The 25,995-nt window shown below is 33.5% G+C and carries 23 protein-coding genes; 13 read left to right on the top strand and 10 right to left on the bottom strand.

All coding sequences use genetic code 11. The features are described from left to right. Window positions 1-44 precede the first annotated feature (44 nt). From AC6CHK_RS01160 to AC6CHK_RS01135, 6 genes are all read right to left on the bottom strand, one after another. Complete coding sequence (locus AC6CHK_RS01160; protein ID WP_498092768.1) at window positions 45-2,156, bottom strand: TonB-dependent receptor; 2,112 nt, start codon at window positions 2,154-2,156, stop codon at window positions 45-47. Continuing rightward, window positions 2,156-3,358, bottom strand: coding sequence for a PepSY-associated TM helix domain-containing protein (locus tag AC6CHK_RS01155; RefSeq protein ID WP_498092766.1), 1,203 nt, complete (start codon window positions 3,356-3,358; stop codon window positions 2,156-2,158). The genes AC6CHK_RS01160 and AC6CHK_RS01155 overlap by 1 nt, the downstream gene beginning before the upstream one ends. Window positions 3,359-3,395: 37 nt before the next feature. Next, complete coding sequence (locus AC6CHK_RS01150) at window positions 3,396-5,528, bottom strand: TonB-dependent siderophore receptor (RefSeq protein ID WP_498092764.1); 2,133 nt, start codon at window positions 5,526-5,528, stop codon at window positions 3,396-3,398. Between the two features lie 154 nt (window positions 5,529-5,682). Then, window positions 5,683-8,754, bottom strand: coding sequence for a preprotein translocase subunit SecA (secA, locus tag AC6CHK_RS01145; protein WP_498092763.1), 3,072 nt, complete (start codon window positions 8,752-8,754; stop codon window positions 5,683-5,685). A gap of 112 nt (window positions 8,755-8,866) precedes the next feature. After that, window positions 8,867-9,088: a DUF2795 domain-containing protein gene (locus AC6CHK_RS01140; RefSeq protein WP_034709134.1), complete on the bottom strand. Its 222-nt coding sequence runs from the start codon at window positions 9,086-9,088 to the stop codon at window positions 8,867-8,869. A 140-nt stretch (window positions 9,089-9,228) separates the two neighbouring features. Beyond that, window positions 9,229-10,254 (bottom strand): GDP-mannose 4,6-dehydratase, encoded by a 1,026-nt coding sequence (locus AC6CHK_RS01135; RefSeq protein WP_498092761.1) that lies wholly within the window; start codon window positions 10,252-10,254, stop codon window positions 9,229-9,231. 91 nt (window positions 10,255-10,345) lie between these two features. On the opposite strand from AC6CHK_RS01135, the gene AC6CHK_RS01130 reads away from it, so the two are divergent. Together AC6CHK_RS01130 and AC6CHK_RS01125 are read left to right on the top strand one after the other, a co-directional pair. Continuing rightward, a complete protein-coding gene (locus tag AC6CHK_RS01130) occupies window positions 10,346-11,143 on the top strand; it encodes a DUF2797 domain-containing protein (RefSeq protein WP_498092760.1) in 798 nt (265 codons plus the stop codon). Between the two features lie 17 nt (window positions 11,144-11,160). Next, a complete protein-coding gene (locus AC6CHK_RS01125; RefSeq protein WP_498092758.1) occupies window positions 11,161-13,809 on the top strand; it encodes a hypothetical protein in 2,649 nt (882 codons plus the stop codon). A 23-nt stretch (window positions 13,810-13,832) separates the two neighbouring features. Here the strand turns inward: AC6CHK_RS01125 and AC6CHK_RS01120 are convergent, their stop codons facing one another. After that, complete coding sequence (locus AC6CHK_RS01120; protein WP_498092756.1) at window positions 13,833-14,186, bottom strand: hypothetical protein; 354 nt, start codon at window positions 14,184-14,186, stop codon at window positions 13,833-13,835. A 175-nt stretch (window positions 14,187-14,361) separates the two neighbouring features. On the opposite strand from AC6CHK_RS01120, the gene AC6CHK_RS01115 reads away from it, so the two are divergent. Next, the gene (locus AC6CHK_RS01115) at window positions 14,362-14,553 is read left to right on the top strand and encodes a hypothetical protein (RefSeq protein ID WP_498092754.1); all 192 of its coding nucleotides are present in this window, start codon (window positions 14,362-14,364) and stop codon (window positions 14,551-14,553) included. A 130-nt stretch (window positions 14,554-14,683) separates the two neighbouring features. Next, window positions 14,684-15,727: a PA0069 family radical SAM protein gene (locus tag AC6CHK_RS01110; RefSeq protein WP_498092752.1), complete on the top strand. Its 1,044-nt coding sequence runs from the start codon at window positions 14,684-14,686 to the stop codon at window positions 15,725-15,727. Here AC6CHK_RS01110 and AC6CHK_RS01105 read toward each other — a convergent pair whose 3' ends face one another. After that, complete coding sequence (locus AC6CHK_RS01105; protein WP_498092750.1) at window positions 15,728-16,006, bottom strand: helix-turn-helix domain-containing protein; 279 nt, start codon at window positions 16,004-16,006, stop codon at window positions 15,728-15,730. It lies immediately after the preceding gene. 153 nt (window positions 16,007-16,159) lie between these two features. Between AC6CHK_RS01105 and AC6CHK_RS01100 the strand changes: the two genes are divergently transcribed. The 9 genes from AC6CHK_RS01100 to AC6CHK_RS01060 all read left to right on the top strand — a co-directional run bounded on the left by AC6CHK_RS01100 (window position 16,160) and on the right by AC6CHK_RS01060 (window position 24,704). After that, window positions 16,160-16,342: a bacteriocin-like protein gene (locus AC6CHK_RS01100; protein WP_498092748.1), complete on the top strand. Its 183-nt coding sequence runs from the start codon at window positions 16,160-16,162 to the stop codon at window positions 16,340-16,342. Between the two features lie 100 nt (window positions 16,343-16,442). Then, window positions 16,443-17,522: a TlpA family protein disulfide reductase gene (locus AC6CHK_RS01095; RefSeq protein ID WP_498092746.1), complete on the top strand. Its 1,080-nt coding sequence runs from the start codon at window positions 16,443-16,445 to the stop codon at window positions 17,520-17,522. A 31-nt stretch (window positions 17,523-17,553) separates the two neighbouring features. Continuing rightward, complete coding sequence (locus AC6CHK_RS01090; RefSeq protein WP_498092744.1) at window positions 17,554-19,059, top strand: vitamin K epoxide reductase family protein; 1,506 nt, start codon at window positions 17,554-17,556, stop codon at window positions 19,057-19,059. 137 nt (window positions 19,060-19,196) lie between these two features. Further along, window positions 19,197-19,439, top strand: a complete 243-nt coding sequence (locus AC6CHK_RS01085; RefSeq protein ID WP_498092742.1) for a bacteriocin-like protein — start codon at window positions 19,197-19,199, stop codon at window positions 19,437-19,439. Between the two features lie 177 nt (window positions 19,440-19,616). Next, on the top strand, window positions 19,617-19,757 hold the full coding sequence (locus AC6CHK_RS01080) for a bacteriocin-like protein (protein ID WP_498092740.1): 141 nt from the start codon (window positions 19,617-19,619) through the stop codon (window positions 19,755-19,757). A gap of 82 nt (window positions 19,758-19,839) precedes the next feature. After that, window positions 19,840-22,032 (top strand): peptidase domain-containing ABC transporter, encoded by a 2,193-nt coding sequence (locus tag AC6CHK_RS01075; RefSeq protein WP_498092738.1) that lies wholly within the window; start codon window positions 19,840-19,842, stop codon window positions 22,030-22,032. Window positions 22,033-22,140: 108 nt separating this feature from the next. After that, entirely contained in the window at window positions 22,141-23,445 is a 1,305-nt protein-coding gene (locus AC6CHK_RS01070) for an HlyD family secretion protein (RefSeq protein WP_498092737.1), read from the top strand. Between the two features lie 218 nt (window positions 23,446-23,663). Continuing rightward, window positions 23,664-23,864: a bacteriocin-like protein gene (locus AC6CHK_RS01065; protein ID WP_498092735.1), complete on the top strand. Its 201-nt coding sequence runs from the start codon at window positions 23,664-23,666 to the stop codon at window positions 23,862-23,864. Between the two features lie 36 nt (window positions 23,865-23,900). Continuing rightward, window positions 23,901-24,704, top strand: coding sequence for a GLPGLI family protein (locus tag AC6CHK_RS01060; protein ID WP_498092733.1), 804 nt, complete (start codon window positions 23,901-23,903; stop codon window positions 24,702-24,704). A gap of 63 nt (window positions 24,705-24,767) precedes the next feature. On the opposite strand, the gene AC6CHK_RS01055 is transcribed toward AC6CHK_RS01060, so the two are convergent. Both AC6CHK_RS01055 and AC6CHK_RS01050 read right to left on the bottom strand, forming a co-directional pair. Continuing rightward, entirely contained in the window at window positions 24,768-24,932 is a 165-nt protein-coding gene (locus AC6CHK_RS01055) for a bacteriocin-like protein (protein ID WP_498092731.1), read from the bottom strand. 70 nt (window positions 24,933-25,002) lie between these two features. Then, on the bottom strand, window positions 25,003-25,953 hold the full coding sequence (locus AC6CHK_RS01050) for an isopenicillin N synthase family dioxygenase (protein ID WP_498092729.1): 951 nt from the start codon (window positions 25,951-25,953) through the stop codon (window positions 25,003-25,005). Between the last annotated feature and the right edge of the window lie 42 nt (window positions 25,954-25,995).

Here is a 25,995-nt window from a genome sequence, read left to right as displayed (position 1 = left end):
TTAGAGAAAGTTTTGCAAATTATGGTTTACTTTTTATTTATTTATTAAAATTTATACTCAATCATAAACGTTCCTCTCATTCCCAAAGAGTTGGTAAAGTCGCTGTCTCTTGCTGCCCACCAAGCAATTGCTGGCTGATATTTCTTATTAAATAAGTTTTCAATTCCTAAAGACAATTTCCAGTTTTGATCAAATTCGTAGCTGGATTTTAGGTTAAAAACAGTGAATTCCGGAACTTTACCTTCTCCATAAGCGTACAATCCTTTTGCATTTGGCGAAAATCTGTCCTGACTAAAAGAATGAAGCATGTCTAAGCCAATTGATAAAGCCTCGATTGGCCTCACCTGAACATACGCCAAAATTTTCGGGGCAGAAATTCTGCTGTTGTTGATTTTTGTTGAATAATCTCCGTCGTCTTTTACAGAAGTGATTCCTTCCATCCAACTGTAGCTTCCTCCGAAATTGATCCATTTTTTTGGAGTAAAATGTAAAAATCCTTCCACACCATACACTACTTCAGGTGATCTTTGAATGGTTAATGCGCGGTCTGCACTTTGTACGAAAGTCGCTCCCAATTTTGAAGTGCTTACATAAGACGTGATTTCATAATTGATCCATTTAGCAATTTGTCCTGTTGCTCCCAATTCATAATTATTAACAATAATTGGTTTTGTTTCAAGATTCTGTATTGTTCCTTCTGTTGAGTTTCTTAAGATTCTTCCTAATTCATTGATAGAGTAGGCTTGTGAAAAGCTTCCGAAAAGATTAATATAATTTTCAATATTATAGCGAACTCCGATGTTTCCAACTAATGCATTGTATTTTAGATTTCCACCCGTAACAAAAATACTTTGAGTAAAAGTTCCGTCACTTTTGATGGTGGAAAGTGTATTGAAATCTCCGACATCGACCGAGATATTTTCATAACGAAGTCCTCCTTTTATCGTTAATTTTTTCATTAAATCGATTTTAACCAAAAGGAAAGGCGCAATATTGGTCATATTCATATCGGGAGTCCAGAAACGGCCATCTTCCAGCTTTTGAACCGTTTGATCGTTCAGAACATCCAAACCATAAATAATTTCACCTTGAGAATTTTCAGCATTCCATAATTGAGTATCGAAATTGGCTCTGGCTCCGGATTTTTTAGAAATTACATTCGATTGACCGCCGTTGAAAAAAGTATCGCTATATCCATAAACCGTTCTGAAATCCTGTAAATAAAGATTGGCGTTGAAAGAGGTTCCTTTCCACAGATTTTGGTTATCATAACTTACCTTGAAATTATGATTTCTTGGTGTTCCCTGCGGAGTTGTTTCAAGGTTTTTTCCTTCACCTTCACCGATTGTCGGTGTTACGCCGTACTTTCCAGTTTTTAAACCTAAATTTAAATCAGATTTTGTTGCGTAACCGATGTAAGATGCTTCAACTCTTTGGTTTTCATTAATATTGTAGCCTAATTTCAACATTCCGTTGTAATTATTCATTTTGGCTGTGCTGTATGTCGGGCTCATGTAAACGCCGTCCGCATCTTTCATGTAGCCTGTTTTTTCATATGCCAATGAAAGGACATAATCAAATTTATTAACCTTACCCGATAAAAGCTGACTCGCTCTGAAACCTAAAGTTCCACCATATTGCTGGCCTGTGATTCCAACCTGCGAAATACCCGATATTTTTTTGTCAGATTTGCTTCTTCGTGTAATATAATTGATAATACCTCCGTCTGCGCCGTTTCCGTAGATGGATGAAGCTCCTTTTATGACTTCAATTCTTTCAATAGCGGAAGGATCGATCACTCTTAAATCTCTTGCTCCGTTTCGAAGTGGAGTAGACTGCGGAATACCGTCAATTAATACCAAAACCTGGCGTCCGCGAAGAGTTTGTCCGGTATTTGAAGTCTGCCCGGAGCTTGTTCCCAAACTGGGAACCGTATATTGTAAAATGCTTGTAATATCTGAATTAACCGTTAATTGTGACTGAACCTGCTTCTCACCAACAATTGTGATCGAGCTTGGAACTTCTTTGATATTTTCTTTTTTTCTAGAAGCCGTCAATACAACTTCTTCTACTTCTTTTGTGTTGATGCTGTCTTTTTGCTGCCCAAATGTTGAAATGGCAGCCAAACAGGCTACAGATAGAGTTATTCTTTTCATTATATCCTTAGTTTCTTTTTCTTTTGTTTTCCCAGCCATACCAAAAAACCTGTCACGGGCAATGATGTACAGACTAATCCGGTGATGAACCAAATTGTTTTTCCGAATAACCCGAAATATGACCCTGTGTGAATGTCATAATTGGCATTGGCATATTTTTCTGCGTTGTTAAGTTTTTGATGAGGTTTATTTGCCAGTAATTTTCCTGAATATTTATCGAAAATCACCTGGTTTCTTTCACTGTATCTTCCGTCTTTTCCATAAACCGTTACCGGGATATTTTTCAGTTCTTTTCCTTTTTTATTTTTTCCGTTGAGCTGAATTCTGAAACTTGAAGAGTTTGAATATAATTTTCTTGTTTCAAATGCCGCAAGATCAAATACAGAATTGGTTTTTGCTAAAAGTGAATCCGTAGATTTTATTTCCTTTTCTTTCGGTAAATCTATCGCGCCGGATAAAGCAAGATTAAAAGTGTTTTTTACCCAAGGATAAGCAAAATAAATTCCCGAAAGGCTCATTAATAAAGCAATAAATGAAGCATAAAAACCTAAAATATTGTGGAGATCATAATTTTTGCGCTTCCATGTTTTTACGTTTTTCCAGTCGAAAGTGAGACGTCCTCTTCGTCCTTTTTTATTTTTTGGCCACCAAAGTACAATTCCGGTGATCAGCATAATAATGAATAAAACAACAGGAATTCCGATTACATATTTTCCCCAACCCGCTTTTAGCAATAAACTCCAATGAATGGATTTTAAAATAGGGAAGAGATCATATTTTTCATTATAAACCGCGATTATTTCTCCTGTATATTGATTGACAAAAACTAATTTGTTGATTTTTACTTCATCAAAATAATTCCAGGCTTTTTTATCTTTTTCGTAATATAAAAATTTATAGGATTTTGATTTATCTAAAGGGATCTCAACAGAACTTACCGGAAATTTTTCCTGAAGAACCAAAGAAACTTTTTCCTGAAGAATATTTATTGATAAAGGTTTATCGTTTACTGTTTCTTGATTTAAATAAATTGCATCTTTTCGAAGCACATTTTGTATTTCATCTTTAAAAACATACATAGTCCCCGTTAAGGAAACAATGAAAACAATGATACCAATGGACAAGCCAAACCACAAATGCAGCTTGGCAGACCATTTTTTTGTAAATGAAGGCTTCTTCTTATGATGATGCTTTTTCTTCATATCAAAAAGTTAACCTTTACGGCTAACTTTTGTTTATTTAAAATTTATATCCTATTGATAACCTGAAGTTTCTTGGAGCTTCCGCTTGATAATAGTAATATTCTCCGTAAGGCGATCCTGAATATAAATATCTGTTGAAAACATTAAATACATTAAAGTTTACCCTGAATTTTGAATTTTCCCATGAAGCACCGGCATCGAATTTTACATAATCATTCATTTGTTGGGTATTGCTTCCACCCCAATCCCAGCTGCTTCTGTCGGCAAGATATGTGCCTCCGAAGCTTAGTCCGAAACCTTCTAAAATGTTATCTGTAAATGTGTAATTTAACCATCCGTTTGCTGTATGTTTTGCGTATCCCGGAACTCTATCCCCTTCATTGCTCACGGCAGTGGTTTCTGTAAATTTATTTTCTGTGAACGCATAATTGATGATAGCGTTAAACCCTTTTACAATTTCCCCTTTTAGATCAAACTCCACTCCTTGTACTCTTGTTTTCCCAAGCAAGATGGAATATCTTCCATTAGGATTATCAGTTTGGTCTGGATCTCCTGTAATAGCATTATTTTTATTAATATTATATAATGATAAAGTCGTATTCCACTTTCCTGCAAACCAATCTTTTTTAAAACCTACTTCAAAATTATTACCGGTCAATGGCTTTGCCGTACTGCCGTCTCTGAATAAGCCTGTTTGAGGAACAAATGCTTGATCATATAGCCCGTAAACAGAAGTATTATCATCAATAGAATAGCTAATTCCAACTCTTGGCGTTATCTTTTCTGCTTCGGCTACCGTACCATAGGAATTTTCTTTAATGTTGGTATAGCGCGCCGCAAGTGTTAATCTTAAAGCATCATTAAAGAAACCAAGCTCATCTTGTACATATAAGCCGGTGTAATTTTGTTCAATGGTACCAAATGGTGTTGCCCTTTGAAGTAAAGAAGTGCTCGTGTCAAAATTTGCATACCCATTACTTGGAGGAGTATATGTAGTAGAATTTATATTAAATGGATTTTCTTCAGTATCTAAATCATGGCTTTGGTTCCAATCTGCAAGATATTTTTTTGAACCCAAATCTAGTCCAGTTAATATTTTGTGAGATACAGATCCCGTTCTAACATATCCGTTTAAAAACGCCTGCCCAAATTTCATGACATTGCTTGCTTCCCAAAAGTAAAGTGTTCTGATCATTTCGCCATTTGGTGAAAATGATGAAGGCCAAATATCACTCCCTAATGTATATTCGTTGATATAACTTAATTGAGTTGTTAGTTTCCAGTTATCATTAAATTTGTGTTGTAAATTAACGTTTACAGTATTGTTGTCAACATTTGTCGGATCTATACCAGGATCAGTCATAGTATATTCTACAGGCTTCGTCGCATAACCGTCATAGCTGAAAACATAAGCAGAACCTACTTCAGACATTTTTGCTTTTTGGTAGATATATTCCGCTGTTAAAGTTGTTTTATCAGAAAGATTTACTTTTAATGATGGATTAATTATATATCTGTCGTTGAATTCATAATCTCTGAAACTTTTTTTGTTTTGAGCCATTAAATTCAATCTGAAAGCCACTTTGTCGGTGATTTTTGTATCAATATCGGTTTCACCTCTGTACATATCGAAACTTCCTAAAGTCACTCTGGCTGTACCATTTAAAGCATTTCCTGTAGGTTTTTTTGTAACAATGTTATAAATACCGCTCGGCTCTCCATTTGACATTAAGAATCCTGAAGGACCTTTGATAAATTCGATATGATCTACAAAACTCATATCTTCACTTAATGGGCCCCAGTTTGAAGTCACATTTACACCGTTCATGAACGCTGCTGCTCTTGAGCCGCGCATATTTACTCTTGTGTACATATCACCCCAATGTTCCAGCCTTTGAGCTCCGGCAACATTTCGAAGAACACCGTCGCTTAAAGTCGTCACCTGTTGATCTTCTAAAGCTCTGTTGGTAATAATGGAAACATTCTGAGGAATCTTGATTAAAGCTTCATCTAAACGCATGGAAGAAGAGCCTTCTTTTTCTACATATTTTTTATAATATTTCCCGTTGATAACAACTTCTTCAATATTATCAGATTTTATAGTATCTCTTTCCTGAGCCAGCGTCAACATAGTTCCCAACATTGAAGCGCAAATCAATAATTTATTCATGAAAATAATTTTTTTTGCAAATATATTCTTTTTAATTATTCTAAATAAAATAACGAATTGATATTTGTCATATTATTTTACTATTCTTATTCATTAAATAACAAAAAACCACTTCATTTGAAGTGGTTTTTTACAATATTTTAAATTGATTTTTTTATGCAGGAATTTCTCCTCTGTATAAGAAAGAAATAATTTCTTTGTTCATTTTGTCTACCATTTCGCTGAAAAGGTGGAAAGATTCTTGCTTGTAAATTACCAACGGATCTTTCTGCTCATAAACGGCACCCTGAGAAGATTTTCTCAGATCATCCATTTCACGAAGGTGAAGTTTCCAGTTTTCGTCGATGATAGATAAAGTAATATTCTTTTCAAAATCATTGATCAGGCTGTCACATTGAGTTTCAAAAGCCTCTTTTAAATCTGTAACGATCGTTAATGTTTTCGTTCCGTCCGTGAAAGGTACCTGAATCATTTTAAACATCGAACCTTGATTTTGATAAACATTCTCAATAATAGGGAATGATTTTTCCTTTAAAAGGTTCAGTTTCATGTTATAATCATCCTGAGCCGCTTTGAAAAGCATATTTGTAAGCTCCGGAATTTGCTTATTTTTAAAATCGTTTTCAGAAATAGGAGATTCCATTGTGAAATTTTTAATGATTTCAAATTCAAAATCCTTATAGCTTCCGGTTGCTTTACCTTTAGCCACAATAGAATTTGAAACATCAAAGATCATATTGGTAATGTCATACTTCAAATGGTCTCCGAATAATGCGTTCTTTCTTCTTTTATAAATAACGTCACGCTGCTTATTCATCACATCATCATATTCAAGCAATCTTTTTCTTACCCCGAAGTTGTTTTCTTCTACTTTTTTCTGAGCTCTTTCGATAGACTTGCTGATCATAGAATGCTGAATTACTTCGCCTTCTTTATGGCCCATTCTGTCCATCATTTTTGCAATTCTTTCAGAACCGAACAAACGCATCAAGTTATCTTCCAAAGAAACATAGAATTGCGAACTTCCCGGATCTCCCTGACGTCCCGCTCTACCTCTCAACTGTCTGTCAACACGTCTAGAATCGTGTCTTTCGGTTCCGATGATTGCCAAACCACCCGCTTCTTTTACTTCTTTAGAAAGCTTAATGTCGGTACCACGACCCGCCATGTTGGTTGCAATAGTTACAACTCCTGGCTGACCGGCTCCGGCAACGATTTCTGCTTCTTTTTTGTGAAGCTTCGCGTTCAATACCTGATGCTGAATTTTTCTTAATTGAAGTGCTTTTGAAAGCAATTGTGAAATCTCAACAGAAGTAGTTCCCACCAATACAGGTCTTCCGGCTGCTGTTAATTTTTCGATTTCTTCAATTACGGCATTATATTTTTCTCTGTTGGTTTTGAAAACCAAGTCCTGTCTGTCGTGTCTCTGAATAGGACGGTTGGTAGGAATTACCACAACGTCTAATTTGTAAATCTGCCAAAGTTCTCCCGCTTCTGTTTCCGCTGTACCCGTCATCCCCGCAAGTTTGTTGTACATACGGAAATAATTTTGAAGCGTAACAGTTGCAAAAGTTTGTGTTGCAGCTTCGATTTTTACATTTTCTTTAGCTTCAATCGCCTGGTGAAGACCGTCTGAATAACGTCTTCCTTCCATGATACGGCCGGTTTGCTCGTCAACGATTTTTACTTCACCGTCAATTACCACATATTCATCATCTTTCTCAAATAATGTGTATGCTTTCAGCAATTGGCTCATGGTGTGAACTCTTTCAGACTTTTCTGCAAAATCAGAGAATAATTTTTCTTTAGCTTCAAATTCTTCTTCTTTAGATAAATTTTTAGCTTCCAATTCAGCGATTTCTGTTCCGATGTCCGGTAAAACGAAGAAGTTGTTATCAGAATTTCCTTGAGACATGTAATCAACACCTTTGTCTGTCAAATCAACCTGATTGTTTTTTTCTTCGATTACGAAATAAAGATCTTTATCTACAATCGGCATATCGCGGTTGTTGTCCTGCATATATTGCGCTTCAGTTTTTTGAAGCAATGCTCTGTTTCCGCTTTCCGATAAGAATTTAATTAATTGTCTGTTTTTTGGCAAACCTCTGTAAGCCTGAAGCAATTTGAATCCTCCTTCTTTAGTATTTCCGGCAGCAATTAATTTTTTAGCTTCATTAAAAATTGCAGAAACTGTTTTTTTCTGAACCTCAACAATTCTGTCGATTGAAGGTTTAAGAAGGTCAAATTCCTGTCTGTCACCTTGAGGAACAGGTCCCGAAATAATTAATGGAGTTCTTGCATCATCCACCAATACAGAGTCAACCTCATCCACAATCGCAAAGTTTAATTCTCTCTGCACCAATTCTGAAGGTGAAGTCACCATGTTGTCTCTCAGATAATCAAAACCAAATTCGTTGTTTGTTCCGTAAGTAATATCTGAATTATATGCTTTTCTTCTTCCGTCTGAATTCGGCTGATGATTGTCGATACAATCGATCGACATTCCGTGGAATTGATACAATGGCCCCATCCAAGCGGAGTCTCTTTTTGCAAGGTAATCATTCACTGTTACCACGTGAACGCCTCTTCCGGGAAGAGCATTTAAGTAAATAGGCAATGTTCCTACCAAAGTTTTACCTTCACCGGTTGCCATCTCGGCAATTTTTCCGCTGTGAAGAATAACTCCTCCGATAAACTGAACATCATAATGCACCATGTCCCAAACGATAGGAGTTCCGGCGGCATTCCATGAGTTTTTCCAAACGGCCTGATCTCCCTGGATTTCTACGAAATCTCTGGTAGCAGCAAGTTCTTTATCCATTTCAGTTGCAGTTACGCGGATTTCACCGTTTTCTGCCCATCTTCTGGATGTTTCTTTGATCAGTGCAAAAGCTTCCGGAAGGATCTCAGCAAGAACTTTTTCTTCAATATCGTAAGAGTCTTTTTTCAAAGATTCTATTTTAGAAAAAAGAGCTTCCTTTTCATCAACATTTTTTGAATTTTTGATCTGCTCTTTGATTTCTTCTATCTGAGAAGTAATGTTACTTGTTGCTGATTCTATTTTATTTTTAAACTCAGCAGTCTTTTCTCTTAAACCATCATCAGACAATTGCTGAATGCTTGGCTCAACAGCTTTGATTTTTGTTACAACTTTTTTTACTTCCTTTAGGTCCTGCGCTTTTTTGTCTCCCAAAAACCCTTTAAGAACTTTGTTTAAAAAACTCATAAATTTTTTGCTTTATGCTTAAAGAAAACTTTAAGCGTTTTTAATATGCGCCAATTGCGCAAAAATAATATTTAAAAAAGCTCTAAGCTATGCTTAAAGCTCAATGTTTTACTTAATATTCGTCTTCATTCCAAAGGTAATCTTCATCTGTTGGATAGTCACTCCAAATCTCATCAATTGCATCATAAACCTCTCCTTCATCCTCAATCGCCTGAAGGTTTTCTACCACTTCCATCGGTGCACCAGTTCTGATTGCATAATCGATAAGCTCTGCCTTTGTCATCGGCCAAGGTGCGTCACTTAAATATGAAGCTAATTCTAATGTCCAGTACATAATTTTATTTTTTTTGCAAAAGTATAAAAATAGGTTATATTATAAACTTTTTTTATCACTTGATTTTCAATTCTTTTTATAAAATTTTATCTATCGCTGACTATGCATGCTTTTCTAAGCATAATTGCAGGATATTGCTGTCATTTTCTCAAAAACCATTCCACAAATTTTTTTATGCCATTTTGGAAGTCAGTGGTTGGCTGGTAACCAATTAAACTTTTTGCTTTTGTAATATCTGCGCAGGTTTTATGTACATCACCGGGTTGCATGGGAAGCAGCTTCTTTTTTGCTTTTTTATTCAGATATTTTTCAATGAAAGAAAGCATTTCGGAAAGCCTTATTACTTCATTTTCTCCAAGATTGATGATTTCATATACTTTAGAATTGGCTTCTAAATAGTGTATAGATTTTATAATTCCTTCGATTATATCGTCAATATAAGTATAATCTCTTGCTGTATTTCCATCGCCATAGAAAGGGATTTCCTGATTTTCAGAAATAAGTTTTGTGAATTTATGTATCGCCAAATCAGGTCTTTGTCTCGGCCCGTAAACGGTGAAAAACCTCAGCTGAATCATATCGATTTCATATAAACTGTAATAAACATGGCCTAAAATCTCTCCGCATCTTTTGGTGGCTGCATAAGGAGAAATCGGGTGATCTACATTATCTGTCTCCGAAAAAGGTATTTTCTTATTATTTCCGTAAATACTTGAAGATGAGGCGCAAATAAATTTATTAATATTGAATTCTTTACATAATTCCCAAAGATTCATTGTGCCGCGTACGTTAACTTCTTCATATTCTAAAGGCCTTTCTATAGAAGGACGAACGCCGGCAAGCGCTGCAAGATGTATTACTAACTCAATCTTATGATTTTCAAAAATATTTTTTAAACCGGACTTATTTCTAATATCCAAATAATGAAGACTGTAATTGTTTGATTCTGAATTGTTAATAAGTTTTTTGATGTCGATTTCTTTATCATTGGTGAACACAAAATCATCAGTAATTCCTACAGTTTCTAATGTATTTTTAATTTTAATTTTATAATCATAAAAATCATCAAAATTGTCAACATTTATGACAGAATGTCCATTTTTTAGGAGCTCTTCAACTAAGTGAGAACCAATAAATCCGCTTCCTCCGGTTATAAGATAAGTCATCAATGTTTTTTTAATAGCACAAAAGTATAAATTTAAGCTTTTGAAATGTATATTTGATTAAATTTACTTTAAAAAGTAACAAAAATATATTATGCAGTTTCAGGGACAAATTTTAAAAATGACAACTTTCAATGATCAGCCGATACAATATTATCTCAATCTTTCCGGCGATCTGATTCATATGAACGAATTGTTTGGGAAAGAAATAAGCATTAAGCATACAGGATTTCAGTGTGTGAATTGTAATTTGGACAAAACGATTTATAGAATGGGATTCTGCAAAAGCTGTTTTTTTGAAAGTCCTTACGCAAGCGATACAATCATTCGTCCGGAGCTTTCAACAGCACATTTGGGACTTGGCGAGCGCGATCTTGATGTAGAAAAAGAAATCCAATTACAGCCGCATACCGTATATTTAGCGTATACGGGAGACGTGAAAGTAGGCGTGACAAGAAATACACAGATTCCGACACGTTGGATCGATCAGGGCGCGACATTTGCTTTACCCATCGCCAGAACCGAGAATCGATATGAAGCGGGAATGATAGAAGTTGCTTTAAAAAATCATCTTCCCGATAAAACCAACTGGAGAAAAATGCTTCAGGACGATTTTGAAGATGAAGTTGATTTGGCAGATTTTCAGCAAAAAATTAAAGAATATTTCCCTGATGATTTTCAGAAGTTTTATTCGGAAGGTGAAAATTTGTGGAAATTCGATTATCCGTTTGACAAGCCCGAAAAAATAACGTCTTTTACTTTAGACAAAAAGCCGGAATTTACAGGAAGATTAACAGGAATTAAAGGACAATATTTAGGATTTGAAGGCGGAAATTTTATGAATGTAAGAGGACATGAAGGTTATTTTATTGAGATGAATGTGAAGAGATAAAATTATAATTAAACACAATGATGAAAAAAAAATGGTTTAAAAAATTAGTGATTTTTTTCGGGATTTTGCTGGGAATTGTTTTGCTTGCCAATTTCGGGTTAAATATTTGGCTTAAATACCAGCTTCCGAATTATATTAAGAAAAACACCGATTATAAAGTTTCTTATAAAGGGCTGGATGTAGATTTGGGAACAGGAAATATTCTGGCAACAGGAATTACCGTAAACAGTAAAAATCCGCAAAATATTGATGTTGTCGGGCTTCAAGGTACAATTGACACGTTGAAAATAAGTCGTTTCGGAATTTATGATGCAATTTTTAATAAAAAAATAAGCTCAACCGATTTGCTTTTATCAAAGCCGAATCTCAATATTATTTTAGCAAAACCGGTCGATGAAAAAACCGGTAAAAAGCCCAATCCGCCCGTTTTTGAAAATATAAGAATCAACGACGGAACCATTACTATTTTCAAGCATACCAAACAGAAGTTTTTAGCAGTCAATCAGTTGGATCTTTATGTGGAAAACCTGCAAATGACCGAAAAATCTGTTGAAGACAAGCTTCCTGTTGTTTTTGATCAATACAGCATCAAAGGGGAAAATTTCTTTTTTCAGCCGGATGATATTTATACCTTAAATATAAGTAAAATTACGACCGAAAACGGCCAAATGTCCGTGGAGGATTTTAAGCTTATTCCTTTGGTTACCTTTGACGAATTCAAAAGTAAATATCCTAAAAAAACTCAGCTGTATCGCTTTAATATTCAGAAAATGGATTTTAAAGATGTGGTTCTGAAAAAAAATAAAATATCTCTTGTCAATGCAGTTTTTCAAAATCCGGATTTGTTGGTTTATACCACGAATGCGATTCCTGATGAGGTAAAAAAGCCTTTTAATTACGAAATAAATTTAGATGATATCAAGCTGAATAACACAACAATATTGGTAAACAAACCCGATGGAAGCAAGCTTTTATCTGCAAAACAGGTCAATTTAAATATCAATCATCTTGAATTCAGCAAAGAGACTGCGAAAGAAACAATTCCGATAAGATATAAAGATTTTCAGTTTTCCGGACGGGAAATTCTGTACTCAAATCATCAGGATTACAGCGTCAAAAGCTTTACATTAAATCCACAAAAAGGTGATCTGAAAAACATCAGCATTGTTCCCAAAAATACTTCAGGGAAAAACTCAATGAATCTAAAAGCCAGCCAGATTGCTTTCAATATCAATAAGTGGGAAATTGTTGAAAAAAAGCTTAATCTTGATGTGAAAAATGTTTTGGTAAATAATGTAAACGGAACCATCAAAGCCGGAGAAAATAAAAACACCAAAAAATCAAACTTTAAAGGAATTCAGTTTCCGATTATAGTAAGGAATGTGACTTTGAAGAATTCAAGCATTGTTTATGATAAAGGCAGCCAGCCTTTAAGCCTTAAAAATCTGAATGCAACAATTAAAGATATTGAACTCAACGAAAAACCCGGCAATAAAGGATTGGCTGTAAAAGTAAAAGATTACAGGCTGACCGCCAATAATATGGCTTACAAAACCAGATTTTATAATATGTCAACCGGGTTTTTAGAATTTAATAAAAATAAAATCCGGATTGATCAATTTGCGATGAAACCGGTTGTTTCGAGAGCGCAATTTATCAGAATGATTCCTGTGGAAAGTGATTTGTATAATCTTAAGGCCAGCCAAATAACTGCCGTCGGAAACTGGGATCTGTTTTCGGAAAATAAATTTTTTCATGCAAAAAATGTAACCATCTTATCGGCTGATGCCAATATTTTCAGAAGTAAACTTCCGGCTGATGATCCGAAAGAAAAACTTCTTTATTCAAGATTGCTGAGAAATATAAAAATCCCGATGTTTATTGATCAGCTTCACCTTAAAAACTCTCTTTTGGAGTATGAAGAAGATACGCCGCAAAGTGACGGACCGGGAAAACTGACGTTCACCAATTTTAATATGGACGTTAAAAACCTCAATTCTGCAAAGATGAAAGGAAAGCCGACTCAGGTAAATATTAAAATTGACTGTAATTTTATGAAGACTTCGCCGCTTTCTGTCGACTGGCATTTCAATACGGCGGATCGGGGTGACAGTTTTGTAATTTCAGGTAGTGTGACAGATATTCCGGCGACCTCGATGAATGCTTTTATTATTCCGTATTTGAGCGTTTCTGCTTCGGGAACGATTCAACAAATGCTTTTTAACTTTAAAGGAAATCCAAAAGGTTTGGGAGGCACTTTTAATTTGAAACATAAAAATCTGAAAATATCAATTTTAGATAAAGAAAGTAAAGAGAAAAAAGGGCTTTTGAGTGCTGTAGCCAATGTTTTCGTAAAAACGGACTCGGATAAATTTCCGGAATCTGTTGTCGTGGAAGGCGTGGAAAGAGATCCCACAAAATCATTCTTTAATTTATTTTGGAAAGGTATAGAAGACGGTCTGAAACAAACCCTGATCGGAATCAGCGGTAAAACAGAAAAGAGCGTAAAAAATACGGTGGAAACAGTAAAAGAAGTGAAAGAAGCTGTAAAAGAAACCACGAAAGAAATTTCTGCTGTCACTTCGCCTCCAAAGCCGAAAGAAGAAAAGAAAAAAGGATTTTTTAAAAGGATTTTCAACAAAAAAGAAAAGCCTAAAACCGAGTAGTTTTAGGCTTGAAAATTTATTATTTAAATATCAAATTCGTCAGTTTCTTTAATTTGAATATCCCTCAAAAAAGTGTCAAACTCTTCACCGGGATAATTGCTTTCTGCTCCGTAAGAATCTAAAATCATTCCTTTATTACCTTCATTATCTGTCACAATATACAAAACGGCATTGTCATCAGGATTGCTTGGTCCTTCGAAGCGGTAGGTTTTTACAATGGTAAGTTCTTCCGGACGATAGTTTTTATCGGATCCTTCGTATTTCATCTCGCATTCTTCATTCATCCTGAATTCTTTGTGGATACCTCTTTGTCTTAATGTTTCCATCACGCTCGTTAAGGTAGTCATTCTGTCAATGTTGTTCTCTGAATTTTCCATAATATTATTTATTTAGCTGTAATTTACAACTTTTACTACAATTTTTAAACCACAATCTCTTGCAGTATTCAATTGTTTTATCATTAATAATAATTTCTTTTGCTAACAAAATTTATAATTCATTAATTAAAAAAGGTATACTATTTGCTTAACCTTTTTTGAAAAATTATCTGATATGAAAAAAGAAGCAGGAGTTTTACTGGCAGGAGGAATTGGTCTTTTGGCAGTATTAAGTTTTATAGGCGTTAAAAAAATTTTGAGTAAAAAACATAAAAAGTATAGTGATTATTATTCTGATCACCACAGACATTTTGACAAAAAATATGACGATGACGATCACGGAATAGAGTTTTATGCTTTCAAATAATAAATAGTAAGAATATAAATTTTTTCAAAAATCCAACACCCATTTTTTCGGTGTTGGATTTTTTTTGTGGAAAACTTTAGTGTTAAAACTTATTATTTTTAAAGCAAAGCATTTTAATTTTACATCAGAAATGCAGAACGAAAATATCATAAAAGGACAAGGCGCACAGCGAAATGTAATCAACCGTTTCGACAGATATACTTTTGAGCCTGAAGATGAAGATTTCGAAACTGTAAAAACGTCTTTCACCGAAGTTTTTCCTAAAACCATTGTAAATCACGTAAAAAGCGAAGATTTGGCGATGGAATATTCAATGAATCCATATCAAGGATGCGAGCATGGCTGTTCTTATTGCTTTGCGCGGCCAACTCACGAATATTGGGGTTTCAGTGCGGGAATTGATTTTGAAAGAAAAATAATGGTCAAGAAAAATGCTCCCGAACTTTTAGAGAAATTTTTTAAGAAAAGAGGATACAAACCGGCGCCAATTCTTCTTTCAGGGAATACAGATTGTTATCAGCCGGCCGAAAGAACCTTTGAAATTACCAGAAAGCTGCTCGAACTTTGCAGAGATTACAGGCATCCGGTGAATATTCTTACAAAAAATGCTTTAGTTTTACGAGATCTGGATATTTTGAAACCAATGGCGGAACAAAATTTAGTTTCCGTTTCGCTAAGTATTCCGACAATGAATGAAGAAGTGAGGAGGAAAATGGAGCCACGCACAAGTTCTGCAAAAAATAAGATCAAAGCGGTTGAAATACTTTCTGAAAATAAAATTCCGGTCAATATAATGGTTGCTCCTGTTATTCCGGGATTGACGAGTGACGAATCTTTATCTATTTTAAAATCTGTTTCAGACGCGGGAGCTTTAAGTTTTGGATATACTTTGGTAAGATTAAATGACACGGTAGAGCCTGTATTTGTAAAATGGATCGAAGCCAACTTCCCCGACAGAGCTCAAAAAGTTTTAAACCTGATCCGCTCTATGCGCGGCGGAAAACTCGGCGAAAAAAGATATTTTGAAAGATATAAAGGAGAAGGAAATATTGCAGAAATGATACATAGTATTTTTAAAATAGGAAGAAAAAAATATTTTGAAGGTAAAGAATTTCCAAAACTTTCTACAGAAAATTTTACCGGAACAAGAGAACAGCAGTTGAGATTGTTTTAATCAAACAACCTTTTGTTCTAAAGTTGCAATCATTTTTTTTAAATTTTCTAATTCTTCCTTTAAACTTATCCCGAATGGTCGATCGTAGTGATCTTCATAAATATCTTCAAAAGGAACATTCAATAGCTGTGCAATTCTCTGCCATTCCTGATCCTGAATTTTTATCTTTCCCGCTTCTCTTTTTTGATATTGTGTCTGGCTGATTTTGAGATAAACCGAAACATCAGTTTGTGAGATTTTCTTTGACTTTCTGGCAAGAATTAGTTTTTCTTTTTTCATTTTTATTGTGTTTCATTGTTAAATATATTAAAAATTTTAATATTTTTCATATTATAGGCTATAAAAAGCAATAATTTTAAGTAGTTTTGTTTAAAATAGTTTTTTAGTTTAGGGAGTCAATAATGACACAGAATATTTAAAAATTATTTTTTTATGAAAAACTTAAAAAAACTTTCTAGAAATGAATTAAAGGAACTTATCGGAAGTCTAAAATATTTAGAAAGTATGGATGGTGGATGGTGTGGAGCTCCATGTGATACAAAATGCATTTGGCCTTCACGTTGTATGAATTGTCAAGATGACAAAGGAAGTTGGCAGACTCACTGCCGTAGCTAACTTTTGCTAATAGGCTATATGGAGAACGTTTAACAAACTGTTAAACGTTTTTTTAACTTTATAGTGAAACAAAGATTTAATAATCAAAAAATAAAAAAGTATGAAAAAAAGTTTTGTTGCTCTCTCAATTTTGTTTGGATACTTATTTTTTGCTCAAAATAATAACTTTACATTTTCCGGAAAAATTGCTAATTTACAATGTAAAACAATTAATTTTGATAAAATTGTAAGTGATTCTATTTATTATGAATTTATCCCCAAATCCATAAAAGTGATCAATAAGAAATTTCAATTTTCTGGAATAATTAGTTACCCTCAAGCTTATAGACTCTCTTCAAAAGAATGTGGTAAAAACTATGGTATATATATATTGCAGGAAGGAAATTACAATTATGATTTAGAAAAACCAACTTCTTTATTTTCCAATTTTGAAGAAGAATTTAATAAAATCTTGTATACATATGAAAATGAGAAAAAGAAGATTTTAGACCAAATTGCGACTGATTCAAAAGACGGTCTTTCTGAAAATGAAAAAAAATATTTTTCACAGTTAATTAAAGCAAATGAAGAAATTAAAAACCATAAAATTTATAACTTTACTGTTAATAATCCTGATTCATATTCAGTTTTATGGTTTCTAATTTATAAAATATCATATGACTGGGACTATTCAACAAAATATAAGAGTATATTCCAAGCATTATCTTTAAAGATACAAAAAACAAAAGCTGGCATTATGCTTAGTGAGAAAATTAATAAACTTGAACAAATTCAAGTAACAAAGAAATTTCCTTTTCAATTAATAAAAAGTGATTTAGGTTTTTTTAAAAGTCTAAAAAATAAAAAGTTTATATTGATAGATTATTGGTTTTCATATTGTGCACCTTGTATAAATGAATTTCCAAAATACAGAAAGTTATATGATCAATATAAAAATAAAGGTTTCGGGATAATTAATATATCAACGGATCGAACGAAAGATATAGACAATTGGAAGAAAGTAATTGAAAAGAATGGCTTAATTTGGCAAAACTTTCTTGATGAAAATGGAGATGAATCAAAAAAGTATAATATCAATACATTTCCCACAACTTTTCTTTTAAATTCAGAGGGAATAATAATCCAAAAAGATATTACTCCGGAAGAATTATCAGACTTTTTAGAGAAAAATCTGAAATAATTAGCTTTTATAAAATAATAATATAAGTTTCATGAATTTCGACAAACTAATAGACTATTTTAAACTGGACAAACAGGAGTTTTATTTCCAGTTCAATTCTCACCCCAATTACCCTTCTGCATTGGCTTTTAGCGATACCCTAAATTTTATGGGTTTGCAAAATGATGCTTATGAACTCGAAAAACAATATTGGGACGAGTTGCCCGACGAATTTATGGCCTTGGTTGATAATTCTTTTTCGTTGGTCAAGAAAAAAGGAGATTATTATACGATTTATTCGGATAAAGTAAAAAGCCTGAATAAAGATGAACTTTACAAAAATTCGGGTGATTTTGTTCTTTTGTTTGAAAAAATGGAAGCTGTAAAAAGCTCTTCGTTTTTTAATTTTAGGCCATTTTTATATGCTCTTTTTGCAATAATATTGTTGTTTTCAGTTGTAGAACTTGCGTGGTACGAAATTGTTTTTAATATATTGTCATTATTGGGCGTATATGTTTCGATGGAGCTCTTCAATCAAAAATTCGGAAATGTATCTGCTGTTGTTAGTAATATTTGCGGAGGCTCGGCGAATGTGCAGTCTCAAAGTTCGTGTACGAAGATTTTTTCTTCAGATAAAACAGATATTTTAGGTTTAAAATTATCAGATTTCAGTTTGATCTATTTTTTAGGAATCACGATAATAGGATTATTGTTGCCTGATTCACAATTTATTCTTCAGACTATTTCTGTGATTTCAATAGCCGTTATTTTGTATTCTTTATATATCCAGGCTTTTGTTGAAAAGGCTCTTTGTCGTGTTTGCCTTGTCATTATTTTGATTTTATTATCCCAAATAGCAATAAGCTCATTATATTTTAATTGGATTTTATCTTCAAAAATCATTTTTATAAGTGCAATTTTGTTTTCGGCGTTATTTTTAAGTCTTGTGTTTATTAATAATTTGTTGAATCAAAAAGAAGAGCTGAAAAAGTCAAATGCTAAAAACCTCAGATTTAAAAGAAATTATGATCTTTTCAAAAGAGAGCTTTTAGACAATCCAAAAATTGAATTTACAGACAACCAAACATTCTTTTTAGGAAACAAAATTGCGAAACTTCATATTTCAGTGGTTTCCAATCCTTATTGTGGATTTTGCAAAGGTGCTCATAAAATCATGGAAGATTTATTGGCCAAGTATCCGGACGAAATTTCTGCACAGCTAAGATTCAACTATTTTCTGGAGAAAACCAATGAAAAATATACCCAGCTGCTTTCAGATTTTACAAATATTTACAAAAATAAGTCTCAATCAGAATTTCTAAAAACGGTAGAAATTTGGTTTGAAAATAAAGACGAAAACGAAATACATCAAAAATCCGGAGCTTTAGAAATAGAAGATTTGAGTCCGATGGCAAATATGTCACAAGAAAATAATAAAGCAGGATTAAGCTTTACGCCAATATTTTTGCTAAACGGACATCAGTTTCCTGAAAAGTATGATCGCGAAGATATTTATTATTTTATAAGTGAATTGATAGAAGATGAGGATTTTAATTAATTGATAAACATGCAATTAATTAAAATTATTGTTTAATCATTCTTTTTTAATCATAAAAATATTTCTCTTATATTTGAAATATAATTATGGCGGAATCTGAAAAGCCAATAGAGTAGGAAAAAAATAAACAAAGATTTATGAAAAAATTAAAAAAAATGTCTCGTAATGAATTAAAAAAAGTTAGTGGTGGGATCCGTAATCCTTATAATGATCAAATGACGTGGTGCTATCATATTAATTACTCATATAATATCAAAGATGAATTTCAAGGACAAACAGGCATTCCAGTTTTCCATTATGGAAGTGATGTTCCAGCAGATGCAATAAATGTAAATATAGCGGGATTTAGTTCCATTATTCCAGTTCCCGCAGGTTGTTAGCAGTCTTAACTTATAAAAAATATATAGAACAAAACCTGAGTCTCTATTATATTTATTAGTACTTTATAAGTGAATTGATAGAAGATGAAGATTTTATTTAAAAAATTGTTAATTTAGAGAAATCAAAAGCGGTATCCGAAAAGCTTAAAAGAGTAGGAAAATCCAAAACAATTTATTATGAAAAATTTGAACAAGCTATCAAGAAAGCAAATGAAGTCTATTCAAGGTTCTATTCCTGAATGTCTTCACGGTTATTATTGGTGTAGTTTAACCAAAAAATGTATTCCTGTCGGAACATCTTGTGGTATTGAATTATAGACCAATAAACTTCTTAAAGTGTAGTTAATCTACATTAATAATGTCGTCAATTATATGGCGACATTTTAAATAGACATTAATTTTGAAAAAATTTCCTTTTTACAAACAACCCGACGCGAAAGACTGCGGCCCAACGTGTTTACGTATTGTAAGCAAATATTATGGCAAAAGCATTTCTCTTCAGCAAATCCGTAATCTTTCGGAAACGACAAGAGAAGGCAGCAGTTTATTGGGTTTAAGCGATGCTGCGGAAGATTTGGGTTTTCGTTCTTTGGGTGTTCAGATTGATTTTAATACGCTGGCCGAAGAAGTTCCGTTTCCGTGTATTGTGCATTGGAACAAAAACCATTTTGTCGTCGTTTATAAAATTGATAAAAACAATACGGTTTACATTTCAGATCCAAGTTACGGGTTGATTACCTATTCAAGAGAAGAGTTCATCAAGCTTTGGATCGGCGAAAATGCCAATGAAAATACCGAAGAAGGAATCGTTTTAATCCTTGAGACGACTCCTGCTTTTTTTCAGACCGAATTTGATGATCAGGAAAGTAAAGCAAGCTTTTCATTCCTTTCAAAATATCTTCTGAAATACAAATCTCTTATCGTTCAGTTGGCAATGGGGCTTTTGGCGGGAAGTTTACTTTCTTTGATAATGCCTTTCTTAACGCAAAGCATTGTCGATGTCGGAATTCAAAATCAGGATTTAAATTTCATCTATTTAGTTTTATTGGCTCAAATAATGCTCTTTTTAGGAAGAATGGGCATTGAAGTCATCCGAAGCTGGATTTTGCTGCATCTTTCGACCAGAATTAACATTTCCATTATTTCGGATTTCTTTATTAAACTGATGAAGCTTCCGATCAGTTTCTTCGACACAAGAATGACGGGAGATATCATGCAGCGAATCAACGATCATCACCGGATAGAGCAACTTTTGACCAATTCTTCGCTCAATACTTTGTTTTCTTTGGTTAATTTGATCATATTCAGCATTGTACTTTTATTTTATGATTACAGGCTGTTTGTCGTTTATTTGGTAGGCGCGATTTTATATATTTTATGGATTACTTTTTTCCTTAATAAACGAAAAGAGCTCGATTATAAAAGGTTTTCCCAAGTTTCTCAGGAGCAAAGCAAAGTCATTGAACTCATCAACGGAATGCAGGAAATCAAAATGCATAATGCCGAAAAGCAAAAGCGTTGGGACTGGGAATTTTTGCAGGTAAAATTGTTTAAAATCAGGATAAAATCATTATCGTTAGAACAATGGCAATCTGTCGGCGGAAATTTCATCAATCAGATAAAAGATATTTTGGTGAGTTTTCTTTCAGCAAAATTGGTTTTGGAAGGCAATCTTACTTTAGGGATGATGCTTTCCGTTCAGTATATTATCGGGCAATTGAACAGCCCTTTATTACAACTAATTGATTTTATCAAGCAAACTCAGGATGCAAAAATCTCTTTAGAAAGATTAGGAGAAATTCATGATAAAGAAGACGAAGAAAACAAACATGAACAATATGCATCAGAAATTCCGCAAAAAGATATTGAGATCAACAATCTGTCTTTCAGATACATCGGTTCAGATGCATTTGTTTTTGAAAATTTAAATTTAAACATTCCTCATCAAAAAACCACAGCCATCGTCGGAGCCAGCGGAAGCGGAAAAACCACACTTCTGAAATTACTGATGAAATTCTACGAACCCAATGAGGGAGATATAAAAATAGGAAACATTCAAATGAAAAATATTTCGCCTAGATTCTGGCGGGATCAATGCGGTGTTGTGATGCAGGAAGGCTATGTTTTCAATGATACCATTGCCAATAATATTGCGGTGGGTGAAGATTATGTAGACAAATCAAAATTAAGACAAGCGGTAGAAATTGCCAATATTAAAGAGTTTATAGAAGGTTTACCCTTAAGCTACAACACAAAAATAGGTAATGAAGGACTTGGTGTGAGTGGCGGACAGAAGCAAAGGCTTTTCATTGCAAGAGCGGTTTATAAATCTCCGGATTATATCTTTTTTGATGAAGCTACAAGCGCTTTGGATGCTAATAATGAAAAAGTAATCATGGAAAATCTGGAACAGTTTTTCAAGGGAAAAACAGCCATTGTGATTGCGCACAGATTATCAACAGTAAAACATGCCGATAAAATTATTGTTTTGGATAAAGGCAACGTTGTTGAAGAAGGAAATCATACCGAATTGGTAGCTTTAAAAGGTGAATATTATAGATTAGTGAAAAATCAATTGGAATTGGGGAATTAAAGCGTTGAGAAATGTAGCGTTTTTAGGGCTTAAGCTTTAAAAACGCTTAAATGCTAGCATACAATTAAGAATCAGAAACCTGATAGGTTCAGCAAAAGAAACAAAATTTTGGAAAAAAATAAAGACATTTTAGACAACATAGAACTCCGCTCTGAAAGCGTACAGGATATTCTTACGCAACCTCCGCATTGGATGATCCGATGGGGAAATACACTTATTTTCATCATTTTATTGATGGTTCTTCTGATGAGCTGGTTTATCAAATATCCGGAATTTGTTCCGGCTCCGATTGTGGTGACTTCTTTGAATCCGCCGGAAAAAATTGAAGCTCGAAGTAGCTCGAAAATTGAAAAAATTTTTATCAAAGATCATCAGCATGTCAATAAAGGTGATGTATTGATGGTGTTGCAATCGACGGCAAATTATCAGGATGTTTTGAAACTTAAAAAAATCATTGATTCAATTACACCGAATCAGCTGCTTGCCTTTCCGGTTGCTGAAACGTCTCATTTTAAATTGGGTGAACTTCAGGGTGATTATAATAATTTTGCAAAAGCATTTCAGGATGAAAATTTATTTACAAGATTACAGCCTTATGCTCCCGAAAATATTGCTGCCAACCAAAGCATTCTGGAATCCAGAAGCAGAATTGCCACTTTAAGGCAACAAAAAAACCTCGAGCTTGCAAAAGCAGAACTTACAAAGAAAAGTTATCAGCGTTCTCAGGAATTATACAATCAGGGCGTCATTGCAGCGGTAGAGCTTGAAAGTGAGAAAATAAAATATCTTCAGGCGCAGCAGAATTTAGAAAATATCAATATTTCTTTATCGCAAATGGAGGAAAGTATTTCCAATCTCAACAAAACAAAAAGCGGAACGGCGATCAACACAGAAAAAGATAAAATCACGTATTCATCACAAACTTCCCAGTTATTTGAACAGTTAAGAAAATCTTTAGAACAATGGGAACAGAATTATCTCATTACTTCTTCAACTAACGGAGTTGCCAGTTTTCAACAGTTTTTTGGTGAAAACCAGTTTGTAAAATCAGGTGATCCTATTTTGTCGATTTTACCAGACAATAGAGAAGCGTTGGTGGGACGAATGCAGATTCCGACCGTCAATTCCGGAAAAGTAGTGACCGGACAGAAGGTCTTAATAAAACTGGACAATTACCGCTTCCAGGAATACGGAATTATCGAAGGAAAAGTGCAAAATGTTTCGCTCATTCCCGACGAAAAGGGCAATTATTATGTCGATGTTGTTCTTCCAAAAGGTTTAAAAACTTCCTACAACAAAACATTGAAATTCGATAAAGAATTAAGAGGAAACGCAGAAATTGTAACACAGGACTTAAGGTTGATTGAACGATTTTTCTATCAAATCAGGAAATTATTAGGGTATCAAAGTTGATATTGTCATTTATCACCAGTTTTTTTGCTCTTTATATAGGACTGTAAGAAAAATAAATTCACTACTTGTTGACCTTTTTAAGATTGTTTTATCTTTAATTTTGAGATATAGCTAATGTCATTCTAATTGTAATAAAAATTCAATAAATAGTGAACTTTCTTTTTGAAATATGATTTAACTTTATTATTTTTCAATTGTTTAACAATTAAAACTTTAATATGAAAAATCTCAAAAAACTTTCAAGAGGAGAGTTGAAAAAAATTGATGGCGGAAAATTGCCAATTGGTATGGGAAACTGTGGAGACGTTTGCAATGGAGCTGACGGATATTGCGAACAGTTTGGCCTAACTTGTGGGGTGCATGTGATTGATAATAGTGACAATGGGCAGATAACAAGCTATTGTCGTAAATGTTTGTAAAACAACAAACAAAGTAATTTTAAATAATTAAGAATCTTGCAAAAGAAAATTATTTTCATTATTTTTTTTGCGAAAACAATTCTTTTGTTTTCGCAAAATTTATCATTCATTTATGAAGTGACAACAAATCGGGACGATAAATCCTCAAAAACTGAGAATTATTATCTTGATATTTCAGATTCAGATTCAGTTTTTAGATCAGAAAATGATAGATATTATGATTCTATTAGAGATAAAACCGGACGTGGAATAAGTATGCCACTTAATTTTAATCAATTGTACAGTCGCAAAGACAAACTTAAAAAAGAAGTCTACAAAACAGTTACTATTCCACTTGTTTTAGATACATATGATATATTAATTGAGGAAGATTTGAAATGGGAGCTATCAAATGAAAAGACTTTTATTAATAATATAGAATGCCAAAAGGCTACAGTAAAATATGGAGGAAGAGTCTGGAGTGCTTGGTTTGCCAAGAGCATAGCCATTCCTGAAGGGCCATATATATTTCATGGATTACCGGGTTTAATCGTTAAGCTTACTGACGCTTCTAATGATTTTAAGTTTTCCCTTGTCTATTATATGGGGGAAAAGCAGGAAATTTTTTTTCCTCCAAAAAAAGGTAAAATTTTAGACTTTCCTAAATTAAAATTAATAGAAGAAAACTTTTATTCTAATCCGTTTGCAGAATTAGAAAGGAACAATACGAAATTAGTAGTTACTGACGAAAAAGGAAATGTCAAATCATCTAATTATCGCATTCTGTCTCAAAAAATGCAAAAAACATTAAAAGAAAATAATAATCCAATAGAACTTAATTATAAACCTGATTTTAAGTAGATTTAGAAATACTATAAAAAAACCGCTCTTAAAAAGAACGGTTTTCTTAATAGCAACAATTAATTAAATAGAATTATCCGGACATTTGAAATCATTACTGCAAGTTGCACAAATTACAACGCCGTCGCAATAATACATGCAGAAATCTGGTTCCGGTAACGGCTTGATTACACCTGATCCTTTAATTGTTTTTAATTGATCTTTGTTTAATTTTTTTAAGTTTTTCATATAATTTATCTTTAAAGTTTGATGATATCGTAAAGATAATTAAAATATGAATGCAATATACTTTTTAAATTTATTTTTTAATTAATCCTAATTCGATTAGCCTTTCATGTAAAAATTCTCCTGCAGTTGTATCTTCATACAATTTAGGATGATTCTCATTTACACAGTTTTCAAGTGCATTTAATGACATTTCACTCACCGGATGCATAAAGAACGGGATGGAATATCTTGAAGTTCCCCACAATTCTCTCGGAGGATTTACCACTCGGTGAATTGTAGATTTCAATTTATTGTTGGTATGTCTGGAAAGCATATCTCCCACGTTGATCATCAGTTCGTCCGGTTCTGCAATCGCATCAATCCATTCGCCTTTATGATTTTGTACCTGAAGACCTTTTCCTTGAGAACCCATCAAAAGAGTAATTAAATTAATGTCGCCGTGAGCAGCAGCTCTTACCGCATCATCCGGCTCCTGAGTAATCGGCGGATAGTGAATTGGCCTTAAAATAGAATTACCTTCTGCAATTTTATTATCAAAATAAAACTCGTCAAGATCAAGATATAAAGCTAAAGCTCTCAAAACATATTTTCCTGTTTTTTCCAACATTTTGTATGCTTCTTTACCTACTTCGTTAAACTTTGGAAGTTCTTCAACGATCACATTATCAGGATATTCGTTTTTGTATTTTGAGTCATCCGAAACATATTGTCCGAAATGCCAAAATTCTTTCAGGTCACCTTTTTTAAATCCTTTAGCGGTTTCTTTTCCAAAACCGACATAACCTCTTTGGCCACCGATTCCGGGAATCTCGTACTTTTGTTTGGTTTCTGTTGGAAGTTCAAAGAAGTTTTTTACTTCTCCATACAATTCATTCACGAGCTCATCGTCGAGAAAATGTCCTTTTAAGGCAACAAAACCAATTTCTTCGTAAGCTTTTCCGATTTCATTTACAAATTTCTGTTTGCGTTCCGGGTCACCCGAAAGGAAATCACGCAGGTCTACACTAGGTATTTTATCCATTTTATAGAAATTTTACGTCTTGCTAAAATACAGATTTTTTGA

This window comes from Chryseobacterium sp. GQ58, assembly GCF_059758895.1.
Note: the sequence above shows the minus strand (reverse complement) of the source record. Positions and strands in the feature narration are given on the sequence as shown.